Genomic DNA, 18,935 nt, shown 5'->3' with positions numbered 1-18,935 from the left:
AGCCCCCGAATGTTCGGTGAATGTTACCGGAAAGAGCGGTTTGTATTTTCTTCCATACTACTACCAAAAGAGCCGTTTTTAAACTATGGAAACGGTCGAAGAAGTTGGAAGCACCGTAGGTGTCTGTAGCAACGATCTACAAGCTACTACCGGGAAATAAAAAAGCCATCCCAAAAGCGGAATGGCTCAGCTGAAGAATCAATATGAGAATCGGGAATGGCTTTGTCCAACTGTGTTGATAAAATGACGCAGTTCATTCAAGCTGGTATCGCTGCCTGATCGACGCTGTAACCTCCCTCACCGCAGGGTCGAAATGACCTTGACTGCGGGGAGCGTCTCCACGCCGTCCCGGTCAGCGACGGCGGCTTCGATCGGCCGCAGGCGGAGCCGCACCGCCTCCTTGGCCGGAGCCAAGGGGCGGACGAGCCGCACGAGCGGCTTATCCAGCGGGAGAAGGCCCGACGAGGTGACGACAAGGCGGACTTCTCCCGGATGAGCGGGGTCGGGCAGCAGATATGCCCGAACCCCCGGCGCGAGCGGGACGGCGTCCACCAAGGCGGAAGCCGGCCGATTCCAGCGGCTGCCCATGCCGATGGAGAGGCGGACGACCGCCGCCTTGGTGCGGCTGCCCGTGCCGGCGAGCGACAGCTCGTAGCCCGGCCGGGCGGGACGCAGGCTGCGCACGAGCCGGACCTGGCCCGCGGGCGCGGACAAGGACGCGGCCCGGCTGGCAGGTGCGCTCGGCACGGACGCGGTCGGCCTGCCCGCAAGCGAGGCAGGTGCGCTTGGCGAAACCGCCTGCTGAGCCTGCGCTGCAGACGGCGCGCCCGGGCTCGCCAGCGGAGCGCCGCTTGTCGCCTGCGCGATCCCCGCCGAGGCAGCAGCCCCGGCAGCGCCCTTGCCGCTCCGCAACGCCGCCATCCGGTCAGGCGATGCCTGCCCGGCTTCCTTCGGCCGGAACATCCCGGGCAGCGGCCGCGAGTCTCCAATTCGCCGCTCGTCTCCGAGCGCGCTCAGGATCGTCGCGGCCACGTCGCGGGTGCGGCCTCCGGTCAGACGGCGCTCCCCGGCAACCGTGCGGCCGGATGCGCCGAAGAAGACCGTGGCGGCCTGCTTGCCGCCGTGACTGTGCGTTCGGCTGCGATAGAGCGCCTTGCCGACCGCGGTCGTCCCGCCGCCGTGATCCGCCACGAACAGGACGAGCGTATCGTCCAACAGGCCGTTTCGGCTCAGGGCCTCATAGATCCGGCCGACCTTTTGATCCGCCTGCTCCAACGCTTGGTAGTAGCTGCGGGTAAACCAGCCTCGCGCATGCCCGGCATTGTCCACCTCATCGAGGACGAGGAAGACAAGAGACGTGTCCACTGCCTGACCGGATTCGATGTACCGCACCAACTGGTTGACCAGCGCGTCATCTTCTCCAGAGTAAACGGACACACCGGCCTCCGGCTCTATATGGCCATCGCGCAGGTGGCTCCAATGGGAGAAGAACGCGAGACGCCGTTCCGGGGCTAACTCTCGCAGGCGGGAAAAGACCGTCGGGTACCTACCGCCGTAATAAGCCTCGCCGCTTACCTGATTGGACACACCGTGCTTTCCATACTCCACCCCCGTCAGCATCGCTCCCCAGTTTGGCGAGGAGGAGGTGGGCTCAGACGAGTGCACCGTATAGCTGACAGCTCCTTTTTCGAGTAATGATCGAAGGTGGGGCAGCCGGAAACGCTCCCCGATTCGGCGGGAATGCGCCGTCAAGAGCGGATAATAGGGAGCATCCGGCGAAACGGCATTCCCTGCTCCGTCGAGTCCGATCACGATAACCCGCTTGTACGGATAGATCTGCAGCTTTTCAGCGATCTTACGCTCATCAGCAGCCCCCGCCGAGACCGCCAAATCTCCGATGGATACAAGTCCGTCCCCGTTCTTGTCTTCCGGAGACCGAGGATGCAAACGCACGCGAGCGTGGTCCGTCATCAAGCGCTGCATGCGAATGGGTTCCCCCTTCTGGAAGATCCTTGTGCCTTCCAGAATGATGTCACTCTCCCCGCTGCCGGACAGCGCTCGAAAATAAAGCTGCACCACTCGAGATGCCCGATACTCTCCTTGATGCTCCTTCGCCATTGGGGATTTTATCTCCGCAGCAAGCCGAAGCCTCCCGGGCTCGGATCGGACTGGCCCCGCTGCCCCTTCCGCACGCTCGAAGGCAAAAAAGCGGCGGTCGAACCACAGGTTGGTCTCCAGTCGATCTGCGCTCACTTCGGGCGTCGAGGTATAGAGATGAAGACTGAGCCGGAAGATACTTCCCGGCACGGCATGCTCTGCACCGATCAGGGAAACCCGTCCCGAGAACTCCCGTTTCGGCTCATTCCCCGGGGCAGCTGCAGCCAAAGCCTGATGTCCAGGCCAAACGATTCTTATAAGGGATCCAACCGCCCTCTTCCCGAGTCGGGTACCTCCACCATCCCAATAAGCCATTGCGATTAATCCAACTGCCGCCAGGACTGCCAAACCTGCAAGCAGTACCCTGTTCCACATGTTTCCCGGTCGCATGATCGTCATCCCCCCGTTTTCCCATTTTGTCCTGCGGGAGGAAAACGATGCATGCGGTTATTCCCAGATGGAGGCTTCCAATTCGTCCACGAGCGTCCGCAAACGGCCGGCAATCTTTCGATTGATCGTGCCGTCCTCGTACATCCGTTGTACGGCGTTGCGCTGCTCCTGAATCATACGGCGCTCCTCCTCCAAGTCCTCCGTTCCCGCGACTCCTGGAAGAAGACCTCCGGAAAGGCTGTGCCCAAGCCGCGCTCGGATCGCTTGGTAACGGGTTACCACATAGCTGGTCACCCGTTCACTCTCCTCGGTTTTGGCTTCCTGGATTTCGGCAATCGCCGCATCGAGCATGGCGAGGCGGACGCGAACATAGGCCTCCTCGACGAGGCAGGGTTTCCCCTCTGCATCCTTGCACTCTTTGTTGAGTTGAGCCGTCGGGTCGCCAAACCAGCCGGTAAACAGTCGACCCAGCTCCGAGAAGGACAGCTTCATTTCCGCATCGAAGCCTCTTGTCAGCATATACTCCAGCTTGTCCAAGCGCTCCACCAAGCTGTCATACGTAGGGGAGTCCAGCTCCTCGCGATGCCGCTCGAGCTCCCTCCGCTCTGCCTGAAGGCCAAGGCGGCGTATCTGCAGCAACTGCTTCACAAAACCGCCGTCCGGAAACGCCTCCTGCCACTGACCGGGCCGAAGCTGCATGAGCTTCTCTTGAATCGCTGCCATCTCGGGTGTCGGCGCTCCCTCCCCCGGCTTCTGCCGGGCCAAAGCGAGGAGCTTCCGCATGCCGATCTCCATGAGCCGTTTTTCTTCTCCATGCCCTTCCTCTTCCTCCGGCTCCTTACCCGCCAATAGCGGAAGCACGACACTCGCAAGAATGAGTGAAACAAGGATCACACCAGCCGCAAGGGCAAGAATGAGGTCACGTTCGGGGAACGCATCTCCTTTGTCCGTGAACAGCGGGATGGAAAAGGCACCTGCGAGCGTTACCGCTCCGCGCACTCCCGAGATCGAGGTGAGTGCAATACCCCGCAAGGTTACCTCTTCGTTCTTGTTGCGGCGTAGCCGTGCGTACCCAACAATCCACAGAAACCGAATGATGATCAGCATCGCGGTAATCAGCAAGACATACAGCGCCACCTGTCCATTGCTGATTGCTTCATTGTGATAGATGACCTTCATGACATCCGGAATCAACAATCCGAGAAGGAGGAACACCAGACCGTTCAGAATGAACAGCAGCACCGACCAGGTGCTGGCGGACACGATCTGCAGCTTGTAATCCGGGGAAGTGGCCCGATCCTTGCGCACCGCAAACATCACCCCGGCCGCTACGACGGCAAGGATCCCGGACACGCCCAACTCTTCTGCAACCAGATAAATGATAAAGGGCGTTACCAATTGCAGCAGCACGTGCATGGTGACGTCTTCCATCCCGAGGCGCCGAATCCACACACCGAGACGGATGATGAGCAATCCGACAAGCGAGCCCACCACCACGCCGCCCACGGCAATGACCACAAAGCTGAGCGCTGCTTTTGGCAGAGAAAAGGACCCGCTCACTGCAGCCGCAACCGCAAATTTGAACGCCACGAGGCCGGATGCGTCATTGATGAGTGATTCCCCTTCCAGAATACGGTGAATGCGGCGAGGAAGATGAACGCGCCCCGCCATCGAACTGACGGCTACTGCATCTGTTGGGGATAGGATGGCCGCAAGCGCGAAGGCGGCTGGCAGCGGGATGGAGGGAATGAGGGCATGAATCGCCCATCCGCCAACCAGGACAGTGAAGAATACCAAGCCCAAGGCGAGCAGCAAAATCGGCGCCCGAAGATGCCACAGCTCGTCCCGCGGCGTTCTCCGCCCATCGTTGAAGAGCAACGGCGCAATAAACAGCACAAAAAACAGCTCCGGCTCCAGCTCAATGTGAACGGCCATGGGAAGAAGAGCGAGCCCAACCCCAAGGCCAATCTGAATGAGCGGGACCGGAACCGATGGAGCGAAGCGTCCGATCAGATGAGACACCCCGATCAAGATAAGAAGGACCAATACGAGCAAGAACGTTTCCATGTAGGTACACCATCCTTTATGATCCTCGTAGTATACCCCGGAAGAACCTTCCTTCGCAAAATCGGACAAAAAAATCCCCAGCCCAAAGGGCCGGGGAACGATGCGGATGGTGCTCTCTTCTATTCAGGAAAGGCGTGTAATTAGCCTTGGCTGCCGATAAGGGCATAGCGCAGGACGATCAGCACAGCCAGAATCCACATGAGCCAGTGGACTTCATACTTCTTGCCGTCCTTCTTGCGAAGGTTGGCGAGGGAAGCAAGGATCACATACGACAGGATGCCGAAGGAGATCCCGTTTGCGATGTTGTAGGTGAACGGCATGAACGTAACCGTGAAGAAAGCCGGAATGCCGACCACGAGGTCTTGGAAATCGATGTCCTTGACTGCTTGCATCATCAGTACACCGACTACGATCAGAGCAGCTGCTGTAGCGCCGCCCGGGATGAGGGCTACAAGCGGGGCGAGGAAGAGAGCGAGCAGGAAGCAGACGCCGGTGGTGACAGCCGTCAGACCGGTGCGGCCGCCTTCGGCAATCCCGGCAGAGCTTTCTACGTAAGCGGTCGTGGTGCTCGTACCGAGCAGAGCGCCGCCGCTGACAGCGAAGGCGTCAACGAGCATTGCTTTGCCGATGCGCTTTTTGCCTTCTTCCGGGTTCTTCATGAGACCGGCACGGGTAGCCGTACCGACCAGTGTTCCGAAGGTATCGAACAGCTCGACGAAGGTGAAGGTGGCGATGATGGTGATCAAGCCGTCATCCAGAACACCTTTCCAATCGAACTTAGCAAAGTTCAGCTCTCTGAAGTCCGGTACCCATTGAGCTCCGGTCAGTGTGGCTGTATCAATCTGACCCATAAGGGCTGCGATGATCGTCGTTCCGAGGATACCGAAGAGGATGGCACCCTTCACTTCCAACACCATGAGCACGGTGATCAGGAGAAGACCGATCAGGGCGATTTGCACGGTCGGGTTCGACAGGCTGCCCATGTGAATGACGGATTCGGAGCCGCCGAGGTCGGTGAATTGGCCAGCCGTTACTTTAGCGAAGCCTTCCACACCGATCGTCATGATGCCGCTGTTTTTCAAGCCGATGATGGTGATGAACAAGCCGATCCCTACGGTGATTGCATTTTTCAGGCTATCAGGAATCGCAACGATGAGCAATTGACGGACTTTCGTAACCGTCAGCACGATGAAGATCAAACCGGAGATGAAGACAGCCGTGAGTCCGATTTCCGGTGTAATGGTTCCATTCGAAGTAAGGACAACAGTAGCAAAGTAGGCATTCAAGCCCATGCCCGGCGCAACGGCAACCGGAAAATTGACGAACAGGCCCATACAAGCGGTGAAGATACCGGCTGCGAGTGCGGTAGCCATAAAGACGGCATACCATTCAAGGCCTGCTCCACTAAGTATGTTCGGGTTAACGGCCAGGATGTAAGCCATCGTCATGAACGTCGTAATCCCCGCCATGATCTCGGTGCGGACGGTTGTTCCATTCGCTTTCAGCTTAAAGAATCTTTCCATTGTGGTGCTTGTCCCCCTTGGAATAAGTGGTAAAAACAACAAAAAAAGCTCAGGCTCTCGACCTGAGACCGCGAAAAGCAACGAGTAAACCGGTATGACCCTACCGGAATAAACTCCTTGCGAAGACCGGGCATGAACACGAGCGCCCGGTCATTCCGGAAAGATCGGCAACGGAGGAGGCTGACTTCGACGAACATCGACAGCGTCATCTCACGAAGATCTTTCCCTTTTCGTAGCCAGATCATTTACGGTGATCCGTAGAAACTCCCGGGCCTATTCCCGAGATTATACGAAAGAGCATTACAGGCTTATTGTAGGGGGGAGACCCTACACTGTCAAGATGAAAATCCGAACATTACCTACATATTGTGAAGTGATGTTCGGTTTTTCGTCACACCCCTCTTCCCTAATGCGGTTAATCGACGGCTTTTTCCTGTTGAAACGATTCTGAACCCGATTCCCATCTCTTGTAAATCTTGATAGAATTCGAGATATCGCAGCCGTCATGCTGCACGAACGGTTGCTTGGAGGTGTTCTTATGAAAGCGATTACGAACACGGTATTAGAGAATCTCGCCCAATCCTACAAGACATCTGCGGTACTACTGACTTATTTTAACGGCGGTTATGAGTGGTCGGATGGGATTTTGTACACGTTCCCCTTGGAGGGAAAAACCCGCATTTTGAAAGTGATGGAGTTCCCTGTGGAAAAATCAGGGGATGCCCGAGTTGCCCTCTCGGCTCGTTTGGATTTTGTCCGGTTTCTGGGGGAACGGGGAGTACCGATCGTCTTTCCCGAACCGACTCAGGACGGAAAGCTATATTCCGAATGCGTAGAGGACGACCGCTTGTATATCGCTTATTCCTATGACAAGCGAGAAGGAATTCCCATCTACGAGGCTCCATTCGAAAATCGTCCTGCGTTATTCGAACAATGGGGCGAGGCGATGGGAAAGATGCACGCCACAGCGGAGCAGTATCCCTACTGGAATCAGATCCCCGAAGACCCGGAAGGGCGATTGCTCGGTTGGGAGCAGGAGTTGAACTCCTTTCACTCTTGGTGCAAGGACGAAGAAGTCAAAGCAGCCTGGAGGCAATTGAAGGAAAAGCTGGAGGTACTTCCGGTGGAGCGGTCGGGCTTCGGGTTCACACACAATGACCTGCACATCAGTAATTTGATCACGCAGGAGGGCAAGGTGACTGTGCTTGATTTCGATGTCTCGAATCCGCACTGGTTCGCATGCGATCTGGCCACTGCTCTCTACAGCTTGATCACCCATGCCGCCCACGGGAAGCTGGAGCATCCTCCAGAGGACGCCGAAATGCTAAAACAGAGCGTTCACTCCTTCCTCACAGGCTATTCCCGCATTCGACCGCAGGCTAGCTTCCCGCCGGAGCAGATCGAGCTTTTCCTGCACTATCGAAGACTGCTCCTCTTTACCGTGATGTACGACGAGATGGTGCGCAGCAATCCGGATCATCTTGCTGTGTGGCGTCAGCGCATTTTGGAGCAAGCACCTTTTCCAGACCTTGGCTTGTAGGGCCCTCGGTGAAGAACCGTGACTTTCTGCACGGGAAAAAGCCCGGCCATCCCTTATTCAGGGCTACCGGGCTTACTTGGCGATTGAGGTTCAATCCATCTTCCTTCTACTCAACTGGGAGCAGAAGCACGGAAAGAGAAATCCTCTGCTCCTCCCGCGGAAGCTGGAGCTTTCCTTTTGCCAGAAGGGCTTTGGCACTGTGCAGCAGGAAATAGCCATCCGCGGTGAACAAGTGCTGGTGAACAAACCGAAGCATCTTATGCAGGTGTTTGGGGGTACGACCCAGATCGTATTGAGCGAATCGGGCTCTCCACTCCTCCATCCGCGCTTGGTGCTGTTCCCGGACACGAAGCCCTAAATTCAACAGCTCCCTGCGAAGCTCGCGCGTCTTGATGTGGACAATCGCCAGCTCGAATTCGCCCGCATCCGTGCGCTTGAGAAATCCCATTTCGGCAAGGTAAGCGTAATCCTCAGCAGACAAGTGACGCCCCGCAGTGAAGGCTTCGAGCAGGTCCAGATCGCGGCTCACGTTACGAACGAACCCTTCCGTCTCCCGGTCGGGCGATGACCACTCGGAGCTGACAAACCAGAGAATCGATCGGTCGTTCCCATTCCAGCACGGGCCGCTCCACCGATTCATGCCTTCCGCGTAGGTAAGCTTCACCTCAGTCGCCTTCTGAACCGTGGCATAAGGGAGGAAGTAGCCCCCGTCCGGCCGCAGCACAGCCGCTTCTTCGAAGGGAACCGGATGATTAGCGGCTTTCTCTCCCGAGCACGCAGCGACGTAGAAGAAGAGGGCCCACATCAAGAAGTTGCGGTCTTCGTCCGGATAGGCGAGATCGGCATGCTCGAGCAGTCCGCTCGCTTCAAGCTCGTCAAACAAGTCGTTCGCCAGCGGTCCGACGACCGCCTCATACATGGCGTTATGGAGCTGATTGGCCTCGTCTGAGGGCTCGTCAATAAGGAAATTAACCCGATAACGCGCCCCCTCCCGAAGCAGGAAGCCGTATTCCTCCAGATACTCGACTTCCGACTCGACGAATACGGGAGAAACCCCCAGAGCATCGGCGATCTCGTTGATTGTTCGCGCCTTATGAAGCACGCTGTAGGCAATGTTCTGCGTCAATTTGCTGCGGAAGAAGTCAGAGGTGCCGCCTTTGGAGCCGACGGCTCCGGCGAGCCCCATCCGTTCGAATTGAATCGGCTCGCATTTCAACAGGCTTATATCGTTCATGGTCATGGCCTCCATTCCGTTCTTTAGCTCCCGCTTGGCCTCTCGCAGATGCCACTTTACCGTTCCGAGAGGAAGGTGAAGCTGCTCCGCGATCTCGGCCTGCTTCAGCCCGGCATAGTAATGCATCAACAGCACCTGTCGCTGGGTTTTCGCTAGATAGGCAATCCGCGTGTGCAGGTCATTGCGCGTTTCGCGGTCCACGAACTGCTCCTCCACTCGCGGATCATCGGCCGGCAAGTCCTCCGCGATCCCTGAGATCGGCCCGGCACCGGCCCGTGATCGTCCGCGATAATAGTTGGCGAGGGCATGATGGGCAATCGTCCAGACGAATCGATCCGGGTCGCGGATGTCCTCCTTTTGCAGGAAGGTTCGATACACGCGCAAGCAGATGTCCTGAGCCAAGTCTTCGGCATCCTGCTCCGAGCGAGTGCGGCTGCGGGTATAGGCATAGATGGGTTTGGCATAATCGGCGGCGAGCCGGCCGGCTCTCGCCTGCTTGGTTTCTAGCATGATGGGTCCCTCCAGAAGCGCTTCTGCTTACATAGACACCGGACCATCCAAAAAGGATGGGAATTCGCGAGAAAAAATTTGCTTAAAAGCCAGATCGAGATTTGCGCAGCGATTTGATTAACAATCCAAGAAGGCGTGATAAAAATGATAAGAGGGATTTCATTCCAGATTCCGAATGAATACGGAAGTTACCTTAAAGAAATTTTACAACCTATTGATGTTACTCTGTTCGATTGGTACACCGGTGGTGAAGAATCATACACCACCATAAATCAGCGACAAGAACCACTTTTTCCAAATGAAGTATTTGGTTTAGACGGAGCTGATCTAGGTGCAACCATTGAAAACAAAAACCAGTACTTAATCTTTGTGAATCTCAGAGCTTTTCCTAAAGGGAAATGCGTTGTGGACGTTGTAACGTACGAAGAATTTTTGAAGAGTGATTGCGAACTCGTCCTTTTGGTTATCGATTCTTCTTATGTCACCATCTACTGCAAGGATAAAGACCAACTTGACGATCTTTATAAGAATGCATTCAACAAGGAGTACGAGTACATCGATTACATAACTGATGATAATGATTTCAGAACGAAACTATCCGTATGGTAATACCACATGTCATTCGAAAAGAACAGCAAAAAGACGTGCCATTCCGCACGTCTTTTTTTCAGATGGCCTTAAGCTAAATTCCACGCTGATTGCGCAGCTCGACAATTGTTCCTTCCGGCGCTTTCAGTTTGCACAGCTGGCCATTTTCGACCGTATAGATTCGCTTCCCGTTCTTTAGGAGAAAGAGGGAATCATCGAAATCAAGGGTTCGTAAGGCCTTCTCCAGATCTTCCACCCAGATGCAAAAGTGAACCAGCCCTTCGGTTTCGGTGCCGCCTACCGGAGTCAACTCGCCTTTCCCGGTCTGCAACTCGATGTGAAATCCGTCTAACGTCAACCAGGTGTTATAGCTTCTGCCATGGAAGCCCGGGGTTTCTTGAACCAATTGAAAGCCCAGCTTCTGATAAAAGGCCAAAGATGCCTCGTATTGATTGGTTTGAATGCAGATATGATGAACAAAAGCTTCCATTCGCGTCTCCTTAAAGTCCATGCTCATATGTTTAAAGTCTCGTACAAGTATAAACGTTTGGAACGATCATTCCTATCCGTCCATCATAGAAAATCGGATATGGATTTATTTCCTAAAGTAAGGTAATCTATACTAGCTTACCTAGTTCCTTACCACGAAAGGGGATGTTTTATTATGGCAAATACTTATAAGGTGATTTTTTCTTAAAACCGAATAACAGGCATACTCATAAAAAGCGGGGAAACGCCCGTTTTATTTGGTATGCCAGCCAAAGTAACCTTTCGTGAATATTGCTGTTTGCGGGATACGATGAAGGTCGTATCTAGTTGTGTCCGAATGCCGCGCGACAGCAGCTTCTTATGAGGCTGCTTGTCCGCGGCATTTTTGCGTCCAAAAAAACAACAGGATGAGGAGCTAACCAAAAGCATGATTGATTTGAAAACCTATGGCTACAAAGAAATAGAAGCCGTTCCAAACGGGTTAATACCCGGTAGAATTACAGAACTTCAGCGGGATCGGTTCACGGTCATCACCGAGCAAGGCGAGGTAACCGCTGTGCTCAAAGGTGCATTCTATCACAGCGTAGAATCACGGGAAGACTTTCCGTGTGTCGGTGATTTTGTCCTGCTGCGCTACAACGAGAGCGGAGATTCGCTCATTGTCACGGTATTGCCCCGCCGCTCCAAGTTTTCTCGCGCGGATTACGCAGGCCATGCCACGGGCTATGCCAAAACCATTTTGGAACAGGTCGTCGCGACCAACTTTGACTATGTGTTTATCGTTTCCTCTCTGAATTGGGATTTCAAGATCAACCGCATCATGCGTTATCTGACCCAAGCTAGGCAGAGCGGCGGCCAGCCGGTCATCATTCTGACCAAGGCGGATCTCGTAGAAGATTTCAATATCCCGCTCGCCGAAGTCAAACAAAGCACACCGGATGTGCCTGTTCACGCCGTATGCAGTCACACAGGCCTGGGGTTGAGCGAACTGGGTGCATACTTGATGCCAGGGAAGACGGTCGTCTTTCTCGGCATGTCTGGTGTCGGAAAATCATCTCTGCTCAATGCGTTGATGGAACAGGACGTCATGACGGTTAAGGGGATCCGAGAGGTTGACAGTCGGGGGCGACATACCACGACGCACCGTCAGCTGTTCATGCTCCCCTCCGGGGCGATGGTGATGGATACGCCAGGTATGCGAGAGCTTGGACTGTTTGATGCAGACGAAGGCATCCGGGCGGGCTTTGCCGATGTAGAGCAATGGGTTGCGCAATGCAGATTTAGCGATTGCCGCCATCAAGCCGAGCCGGGCTGTGCCGTTCTCGCTGCTCTTGCCGATGGTTCGTTACCTCGTGAACGGTGGGAGCGTTACGTTATCCAGCAGGGGGAGAACAACTTTGTCCATAACAAAACGAGCTATCTCATCGAAAAGAGAGCTCGAACCAAATCGATTGCCATGAAGAACAAACAAACGAAGAAAAACGGAGGATCCAATAAATGAATATCAAAATAGAAGCACTGATCTCTGCATTAAGCCAACTGTTTAAAACGAATATCGTCTCTGCCGATTACCAAACCGTACCGTTACATGGCGGGACTGTGGGAAGTGTATTCCTGGTAACGGGGACAGCCGAAACCGCTGATCGAAAGCCATTGCCCTACCGTGTTGTTCTAAAAGTCCAGACGAAATGGGAACGCTACGCCGATCCGAACTCATGGCGTCGGGAATATGATCTCTATGCATCTGACTTAGAGTCCACGTTCTTGGATGATCTCCGCTGGCCGACCTGTTATCACGCCGAAATGAACGAAGAGGAAACGGAATTCCACCTGTGGCTGGAATACGTAGATGGCGTATCCAGTTTAGCCTTAACCGGTGACATGTATGAACAGGCCGCGCTGGAATTAGGACGGTATCAAGGCAAGCTGTTTGCCGAGCAGCCACCCGTACTGCAGAGCCTGACCAACCTGAGCTATGCGGATCTCATGAAAAAGACGTATCTGCATTACCGGTCCTGGCCTCTCGTCTACAACTACATTCGCTCGGAGGATTGTGAAATCCCGAAGCACTTGCGGGACATGCTCATTGCCATTGACGAGAACTCGGACGAGATCTTCTCCCGCATTGAACAATTGCCCCTCGTGCTCTGCCACCGGGACTTCTGGGTGGCCAACCTGATCCATACGAGCGGAAAAATCGTTGTCCTCGACTGGGATACCAGCGGATGGGGCTACCTGGGTGAAGATCTAGCAAGCCTGATTGCGGATGAAACGGGTGTCGATCTCATGGTCGACTACTACCATCGCTGTGTTCCTGCGTATTACAAGGGATTTTCGGAATATGCGGATGTCCCTCCGGTCGAGGAGCATTGCGTCTACGAAATGATCCTGATTGTCTTCGGATATCGTCTTGTGGAGTCGTATCTCCACGCAGAGGACGAGGTCGAGAAGAAGAATGCCCTCCGAACTCTCCAACAAGTCTATGAAATGAAGAACAAGTAAAAAAGAACTCCGAAATCCCTGAAACGTTGGCGGGATTTCGGAGTTTCTTTTTCATCACTTGCCTAATAATACGCAACGACTTTACGAATTGGGCAACCCATCAATTGCTCTAAATATTCTGTGTGTTCGATTTTCAATTCGTCTTGAGGGTTCCGTATTTCAATTGAGAACCGTGAAAATCCAGCGTTCCACTTATAGTTGAGGTCATTTAATGATGTCGCTTTACTGCAGCATTCAGTAACCACGCTTAACTGATGAAAGGCCGTTTCGGAAGCCCGGTCCATTTGTTCACTCCACCATTCAAGATCAATCCGGTTTAAGCAAAAGGGGCAACAGATGCTCTCGAAATTCTCACCTTGATCGATAAAACGGACTTCATCCGTCAGCATGTACTTTGTTTCTTCGTTACTTACGTTGAGTTTTATCCATTCTTGTACCAAGCCTAAACTCGTTTCACTCGGGACAAACTCAGGGTCTTTGGGGATTACCTTCACTACCACATCTGACATAGTGGAGTTTCTCCTCTCAATGAATAATAGAGTGGCTGTGAATATAAAATTCCTCCTGATCACGTTTCGGAAGCATCATTTTAATGTTGTTGCCAACGAGATTCGAAATCTACTTACCGAACTTCGTAAAGGCTACCCATTAATGGACATTACCGTAGAATATTTAGACAAGGAACGAAAGAGATCGAACATATTCTACAAAGCTTCGCACAAAGCCGCAAGAAGGGTCATTGGTAAATAGCCACCCAGTCGATAATGAAAGGTGGTGATAACAATGCCAAGCATCTCCTTCATTCTTGGATGCATCTTTACTATTCTGGTTTATGGGACATACATGCTGATTCAAAAATCAAGAAACAAGTAGGGAGAATACAATAAGGAGGTAGGATTCATGAAGAACATACCACATCAGAGTAATGACGAAGATGACTGGTATATGCAAACTAGAGATTCAAAAGGTTATCGAACACTTGCTGTAAACGAAATTATCATAGATGAAAGTTACGAACGTAAGCTAAAACTTTATGTGGAATGCATTCGTAAAAAAAGTATTGCTCCGCTTGAAGCTTTGTCTTTATTTATACCAGAATTCCATTTCTGTACAACTGGTTCTAGAGTCTTCCGTTTAGATGATGTATTTCAAGGTGGCATAGTCTATTGTGCCTTCGACAACAAGAAGCCGCTTTATGTTGGTCAAACATATATGTTAAGGAACAGGTTAATTTACCATCATCAGATATATAGCTTAATTCATGAAGAACAAGTTGTGGTAAAAGGATTCTTTGTCCCCTTTGACATTGACCGAATGATTTTCGAATTATACCTAATTAATTCATTAAAACCAGCTTTGAATAAACAGATTCGCTTCTATTGATATCTATTAAAGCAGCCACTTGAATGCTTGTGGCTGTTCGGTACAGGTGTAAGATAAAATAAACTCTCCTTCGTGCTACTGTAGTGCCTACCCCTTTATTGAAATCCACCTTGTTCTAATGACTAGAAACCATCCCCCTACCTATCGATACAAAACAAAAAAGCCCTCCGCAGAAGGTAACAAGGTCATACAACATATTCTTTAAGAGCATTCCAATTGTTATAATAGACTGCTCTCAACCCTTCTCTCTGATGAACAACTGTGCTTCGTTTATCAAAAAATTCATCGATTGGGACACAAGCGAAGCTAGTATCTCTGAAATTATACCCAACTACAAAATGTAATGAATGTCTTCCCTTATTTTTTTCTTCATCATCATTAAATGCTTGAATTTTATATACCTGATAAGGCAGTATTGATTCATTATAGGCGTTATCAAATTCTAAATGTCTAACCAAGATATAAACCTTCTTATCACCTTTAATAGCTTGTATACTGTATTTAGGCAGGTCAGACGAAGTACGTGTAATTAAAAAGCCCTGTTCGATCAGCATTTGTGAAATCAATTGTTCACATTTTTTCTGATCATACCTGATCATACTCATCACATCCCTACAGCATTATTTTAATTGGGAACTGCATAAAAATGCATGTTTGCGCATTATTACTAGATGTTAATCATTCTATTTCCCTTAAAAAACGCTAATGTCGCAAAAGACCAATTTTGGGACATTATATTAATCTATAAAAAACTAAGTTGATTTTGATATCTATTCAATCTGATTGAATATTTATACATCCAATCCTTGAAATAATTTATTAAGTTCTTGTTCACTTACATCAGGGAATAATTTTTTTAAAACATTTTTCTGATTATTAATGAGCCATTTAGAAGAACCTAACCTTGAAGTAAATCTATTGAACGATTCAGTTATAAATGGTTTTGGATCAAAGGTTTGATCACGCTGGTTTTTTAAATTACTATCGATCCTTGGCAACAGATACGCCACCCCAAATAATACTCCCCATATTTCATCTACTGTACTCTCGATATTTCCAACTGTGCTTTCGACACTACTTGAATTATTGTCCGCATTATCTGCGCTAGAGTAAATATCATCTAACATACTAGTCATACTCTTATCAAAGTCGTGAAGACGTTGTACCATACCCGAGGTCTCCTTTAGTAGCAATTCTCTTGTCGTATGTAAGTTTTCCTCCAGCTCTCGTGTTGCATCCTTAAAACTATTCATAAACTTATTCTTTTCACTTTCCATAAATAATGAAAGAAGTTCATTAGGGTATAATGAACGCTTCTGACCATCCCCACGAATTCGATATGTGCCACTATTAGTACAATAGGGTTTGAACTCTCCCGATCTGATCTCAATAATATATATACTTTTCCCATCGAAGTCTGAACTACTAATCTCCACATTTACTGGCGGTCGACAACTGTTAGCTTTATCAAGTATTGTTAATCTTCCTTTATCTCCTACTTCACAGCCAATTATCTTTCCAACCTGCCTACCATTTTCGTCTTTGTCGTCTCTGACACCAATTAGAATTGTGCCACCTGCCATTGAATTGGCAAACGCAACCATGTCTTCCGACTGTAGTCCTGACAACGACTCCTTAAATTCAATATCGTATCCTTCTTCTTTGCTTATTAGCCTTAATATTTCATCTTGTACCATTAATGTCTCTCCTCTAAACTCATTTAATATTCAGTTATTGAGAAATAATAAGCTGCTTATTCCACAACGCCAGCACTACATCCATCTGTGAATTATGTGACATCTCATTACCATGCATAACCACTCTCCACAGAGCAAGCTTGTCCTCAGATAATGCAGGTCTCCCCTTCAATACCTCGATAGCCTGAACTGCATAGCCCTTATTCTTTAAAGAGCCACTTTTTTCTATATAACTGCCACTAGCAATACCTCGAACTAAACCTTCCTCACAAAGACCAAGGAAGGCATTCTTAGGACATCCTTTTCGCTGCGCCCAAGTCCCTTCACCAAATGCTACCGCCGCTGCTTTCTTCCATGCAATCAGAGGGTGTACGTCTTCTCCACTCAAAATAGAGCGGACTGCATTAACTGCCACCTCACCGTATCTATTCATCGACATCCAACTCCTAAATCTATCAACATTCGTAAGTGATTTCTTCCATCGCTCTAATTAGATGGTTATAATTACCTATATACATCCTAACATATCCCAACAGAATCGAGGTACAGATTTTGGCAAGAAGACGCAAGAAAGACCCTACATTCGTTGATCTAGCAATGCAACTCGCAGTTGGCTGTGCATTTCTACTAGCCTACAACATCACCTTCAGCAAGTATGGAGCGTCTTTAGGCGGTGCGTGGCTGAACCCCCTTCTGGTCATCATTATCATCATGCTTGCCGTTAGCATTGGCTTTCGTATCTACTACGTTCAAGAGAAGCTAAAGAAAGCCAACATCCATGAAATCGATAAGATGAGCGGTACGATGTTCGAACGATATCTTGAACAGTTCTTCAAACGTCAGGGTTGGCAGGTAAAGCGAACTGGTGGCAAAGGGGACTATGGCGCTGATCTTATTCTATCGTCAGCGACGAAGAAGGTCGTTGTACAAGCCAAGCGCTGGAAGAAGAATGTGGGCTATGAAGCGATTCAACAAAGCTATACAAGCAAGGATGTTTATGGTTGCCATGAAGCATGGGTAATCACCAACAGCAGCTTCACTGAGCAAGCACGTGACGGTGCGAAACGCCTTGGTGTTAAACTGTGGGACAGAGAGGTTTTGATCGAGCAGATGGCGAATGTCAATGCAGCACAGACTATCGCTGTTAAGGAACCAGAACAGGTCGATCAAAATGCTACTGCACCGCTTTCTGCTAATCATAAACAAGACGAGGATTTATTCGTTTGTGCAAGATGTGGTAAGCCTGTTACGAATAAGGTCAAGGAATATTGCCTATCCAATCCGAAGCGATTTAATGGTCGAATATACTGCTATGATCATCAGCGTTAATTGAGGTGTAAAGATGCTTAACTATGGCGAAGAGATAGTTTATTGGTATTTACGTTTCAATGGTTTTTTTATTATTGATAATTTTGTTCTACATTCGTCTCCCACAGGAACAGAACGAACATCAGATTCAGACTTACTTGCTATAAGGCTACCCTATGTATATGAAGAAGTTGGTGGTCAAACGAATGATTGGGATGATCATAACATTTTCAAAAACCTGGATATAAATAAACGAATTGCTGTAATATGTGAAGTTAAAACAGGGGGATTTGATGCGAATCGAATTTACAGACGCCGACATCTCGAAAAAGCAATAGCTAGATTTGGAATATCACCTAACTATATGGACTATGTTTCACAGATTGAGAACAATCCAGTTACACAAATTGAAGATTTTTTAGTAGCTAAAATTCTATTTTCTAGAGAACAAGAGAGTCCTCGTCAGGACTGCCTACATATTAGACTGGATGAAGTAAGCAAGTTTATTAAGAAAAGACTACGCAAATTCAACAATCGTAAATACAATGACAGAATGTTCTTCCCTTCATCACTGATTCAGTATATGGCTTGGGAAGAACAAAAAAATCTGTAGACAAAGACTGACTTTTTTACAACAAAGTTTCCGAGGAAGGTGATAAATTGAACAAAGATGAAGAAATTACGAAAACACGATTTATTATTTCGGAAGTATCCAAAAAATTTTTGCTTGAAGGTGAGAGTTTTATTGTCCAAAAGGAACATGAACATGTCCGAGAGATTATGACCCTATATGCAAAGCAAACGAATTTATTGGAAAGTGTTTTATTGCTATCGGAAGCCAACATGAATGAGGAAGCAATTGTTCTTTTCAGATCGCAGCTAAATAATTACATGCTAATTGAATACTTAATGAATGATACTGGTAACCGAAAACACTATAAGGACTATATGTTTCAACCTGTTAAGTCTGAACTATCATTCTTAAAAAACATTCAATATGCTGTTCGTAAAGGTTGGATTGAAGCACCAGTTGACCTAAATACAAAGATAAAAGAATGGAAAAAAACACTAAAGGACAATGGTTATTATGATAAAAGTAAAAACGAATATGATACACGCCCTTTAAGCGTAGCCCATCTTGCAAAACAAAGCGCTATTCTATTTGGAAGCTATGCTCAATTCTATCGTGAAGGAAGTCAATTTGAACATTCTGACCCTTCTAGCTTAGAAATATACAGGACAAAATTTCTTGAAGAATACTCCAATCAACTCGTATTCACTATGAGTCTATCAAGAACTGATGAAAAACTAGGAGAAAAGACAATTCATTGGGCTAAAACAATTTATGGCTTATCATTCATCAAAGTAATGCAGTACCTGTCAAAATCGTATGAACACATGATACGTGAGGAATATAAGGAGGACCTTGCCAAATTGGCATTATTCATTAAAGAATCAACTGAATCAGAATAGTTCATGATTACATAAAACTCGGATTTCATGTAACCAAGGCACATTCACCAGCTACCGTTAAGGACTTAACGTGA

17 protein-coding genes and 1 riboswitch are annotated in these 18,935 nt (G+C 49.5%); of the genes, 8 read left to right on the top strand and 9 right to left on the bottom strand.

All coding sequences use genetic code 11. The features are described from left to right. Positions 1-297: 297 nt before the first annotated feature. The 3 genes from AAFN83_RS12040 to AAFN83_RS12030 form a co-directional block, all read right to left on the bottom strand. Complete coding sequence (locus tag AAFN83_RS12040; RefSeq protein ID WP_347769617.1) at positions 298-2,385, bottom strand: alkaline phosphatase family protein; 2,088 nt, start codon at positions 2,383-2,385, stop codon at positions 298-300. Between the two features lie 219 nt (positions 2,386-2,604). Then, entirely contained in the window at positions 2,605-4,614 is a 2,010-nt protein-coding gene (locus tag AAFN83_RS12035; RefSeq protein ID WP_347769615.1) for a Na+/H+ antiporter, read from the bottom strand. Positions 4,615-4,754: 140 nt separating this feature from the next. Then, entirely contained in the window at positions 4,755-6,137 is a 1,383-nt protein-coding gene (locus tag AAFN83_RS12030) for an NCS2 family permease (protein WP_347769613.1), read from the bottom strand. 213 nt (positions 6,138-6,350) lie between these two features. Beyond that, positions 6,351-6,450: riboswitch (purine riboswitch) on the bottom strand. A 225-nt stretch (positions 6,451-6,675) separates the two neighbouring features. On the opposite strand from AAFN83_RS12030, the gene AAFN83_RS12025 reads away from it, so the two are divergent. After that, complete coding sequence (locus AAFN83_RS12025; protein ID WP_347769611.1) at positions 6,676-7,677, top strand: phosphotransferase enzyme family protein; 1,002 nt, start codon at positions 6,676-6,678, stop codon at positions 7,675-7,677. A 106-nt stretch (positions 7,678-7,783) separates the two neighbouring features. On the opposite strand, the gene AAFN83_RS12020 is transcribed toward AAFN83_RS12025, so the two are convergent. Further along, complete coding sequence (locus AAFN83_RS12020; protein WP_347769609.1) at positions 7,784-9,421, bottom strand: RNA polymerase sigma factor; 1,638 nt, start codon at positions 9,419-9,421, stop codon at positions 7,784-7,786. A 144-nt stretch (positions 9,422-9,565) separates the two neighbouring features. On the opposite strand from AAFN83_RS12020, the gene AAFN83_RS12015 reads away from it, so the two are divergent. Beyond that, positions 9,566-10,030 (top strand): DUF2691 family protein, encoded by a 465-nt coding sequence (locus tag AAFN83_RS12015; protein WP_347769607.1) that lies wholly within the window; start codon positions 9,566-9,568, stop codon positions 10,028-10,030. Positions 10,031-10,103: 73 nt separating this feature from the next. Here AAFN83_RS12015 and AAFN83_RS12010 read toward each other — a convergent pair whose 3' ends face one another. Continuing rightward, a complete protein-coding gene (locus AAFN83_RS12010) occupies positions 10,104-10,499 on the bottom strand; it encodes a VOC family protein (protein WP_347769605.1) in 396 nt (131 codons plus the stop codon). 426 nt (positions 10,500-10,925) lie between these two features. On the opposite strand from AAFN83_RS12010, the gene rsgA reads away from it, so the two are divergent. After that, positions 10,926-11,999, top strand: a complete 1,074-nt coding sequence (rsgA, locus tag AAFN83_RS12005; RefSeq protein ID WP_347769603.1) for a ribosome small subunit-dependent GTPase A — start codon at positions 10,926-10,928, stop codon at positions 11,997-11,999. Beyond that, entirely contained in the window at positions 11,996-13,000 is a 1,005-nt protein-coding gene (locus AAFN83_RS12000; protein ID WP_347769601.1) for an aminoglycoside phosphotransferase family protein, read from the top strand. The genes rsgA and AAFN83_RS12000 overlap by 4 nt, the downstream gene beginning before the upstream one ends. Before the next feature lie 62 nt (positions 13,001-13,062). On the opposite strand, the gene AAFN83_RS11995 is transcribed toward AAFN83_RS12000, so the two are convergent. Then, entirely contained in the window at positions 13,063-13,509 is a 447-nt protein-coding gene (locus AAFN83_RS11995; RefSeq protein WP_347769599.1) for a hypothetical protein, read from the bottom strand. A gap of 391 nt (positions 13,510-13,900) precedes the next feature. Here AAFN83_RS11995 and AAFN83_RS11990 point away from each other — a divergent pair, with 391 nt between their 5' ends. Beyond that, positions 13,901-14,383, top strand: a complete 483-nt coding sequence (locus AAFN83_RS11990) for a GIY-YIG nuclease family protein (protein ID WP_347769597.1) — start codon at positions 13,901-13,903, stop codon at positions 14,381-14,383. 185 nt (positions 14,384-14,568) lie between these two features. Here the strand turns inward: AAFN83_RS11990 and AAFN83_RS11985 are convergent, their stop codons facing one another. From AAFN83_RS11985 to AAFN83_RS11975, 3 genes are all read right to left on the bottom strand, one after another. Further along, positions 14,569-14,982, bottom strand: a complete 414-nt coding sequence (locus tag AAFN83_RS11985) for a hypothetical protein (protein WP_347769595.1) — start codon at positions 14,980-14,982, stop codon at positions 14,569-14,571. Between the two features lie 192 nt (positions 14,983-15,174). Further along, a complete protein-coding gene (locus AAFN83_RS11980; RefSeq protein ID WP_347769593.1) occupies positions 15,175-16,080 on the bottom strand; it encodes an AlbA family DNA-binding domain-containing protein in 906 nt (301 codons plus the stop codon). A 34-nt stretch (positions 16,081-16,114) separates the two neighbouring features. Further along, positions 16,115-16,513 (bottom strand): DUF6979 family protein, encoded by a 399-nt coding sequence (locus tag AAFN83_RS11975; RefSeq protein ID WP_347769591.1) that lies wholly within the window; start codon positions 16,511-16,513, stop codon positions 16,115-16,117. A gap of 119 nt (positions 16,514-16,632) precedes the next feature. Between AAFN83_RS11975 and AAFN83_RS11970 the strand changes: the two genes are divergently transcribed. From AAFN83_RS11970 to AAFN83_RS11960, 3 genes are read left to right on the top strand one after another with little or no spacing between them, the layout of a single operon-like run. Beyond that, positions 16,633-17,409 carry a restriction endonuclease gene (locus AAFN83_RS11970; protein ID WP_347769589.1) on the top strand — a complete coding sequence of 259 codons (777 nt, stop codon included), beginning with the start codon at positions 16,633-16,635 and terminating at the stop codon, positions 17,407-17,409. Between the two features lie 13 nt (positions 17,410-17,422). Next, entirely contained in the window at positions 17,423-18,001 is a 579-nt protein-coding gene (locus tag AAFN83_RS11965) for a hypothetical protein (protein WP_347769587.1), read from the top strand. A gap of 47 nt (positions 18,002-18,048) precedes the next feature. Beyond that, a complete protein-coding gene (locus AAFN83_RS11960) occupies positions 18,049-18,861 on the top strand; it encodes a DUF5677 domain-containing protein (protein WP_347769585.1) in 813 nt (270 codons plus the stop codon). The last annotated feature ends 74 nt before the right edge of the window (positions 18,862-18,935 follow it).

Origin of the sequence: Gorillibacterium sp. CAU 1737 (assembly GCF_039888655.1) — a bacterium.
Classification (GTDB): Bacteria; Bacillota; Bacilli; order Paenibacillales; family NBRC-103111; genus Gorillibacterium.
Note: the sequence above shows the minus strand (reverse complement) of the source record. Positions and strands in the feature narration are given on the sequence as shown.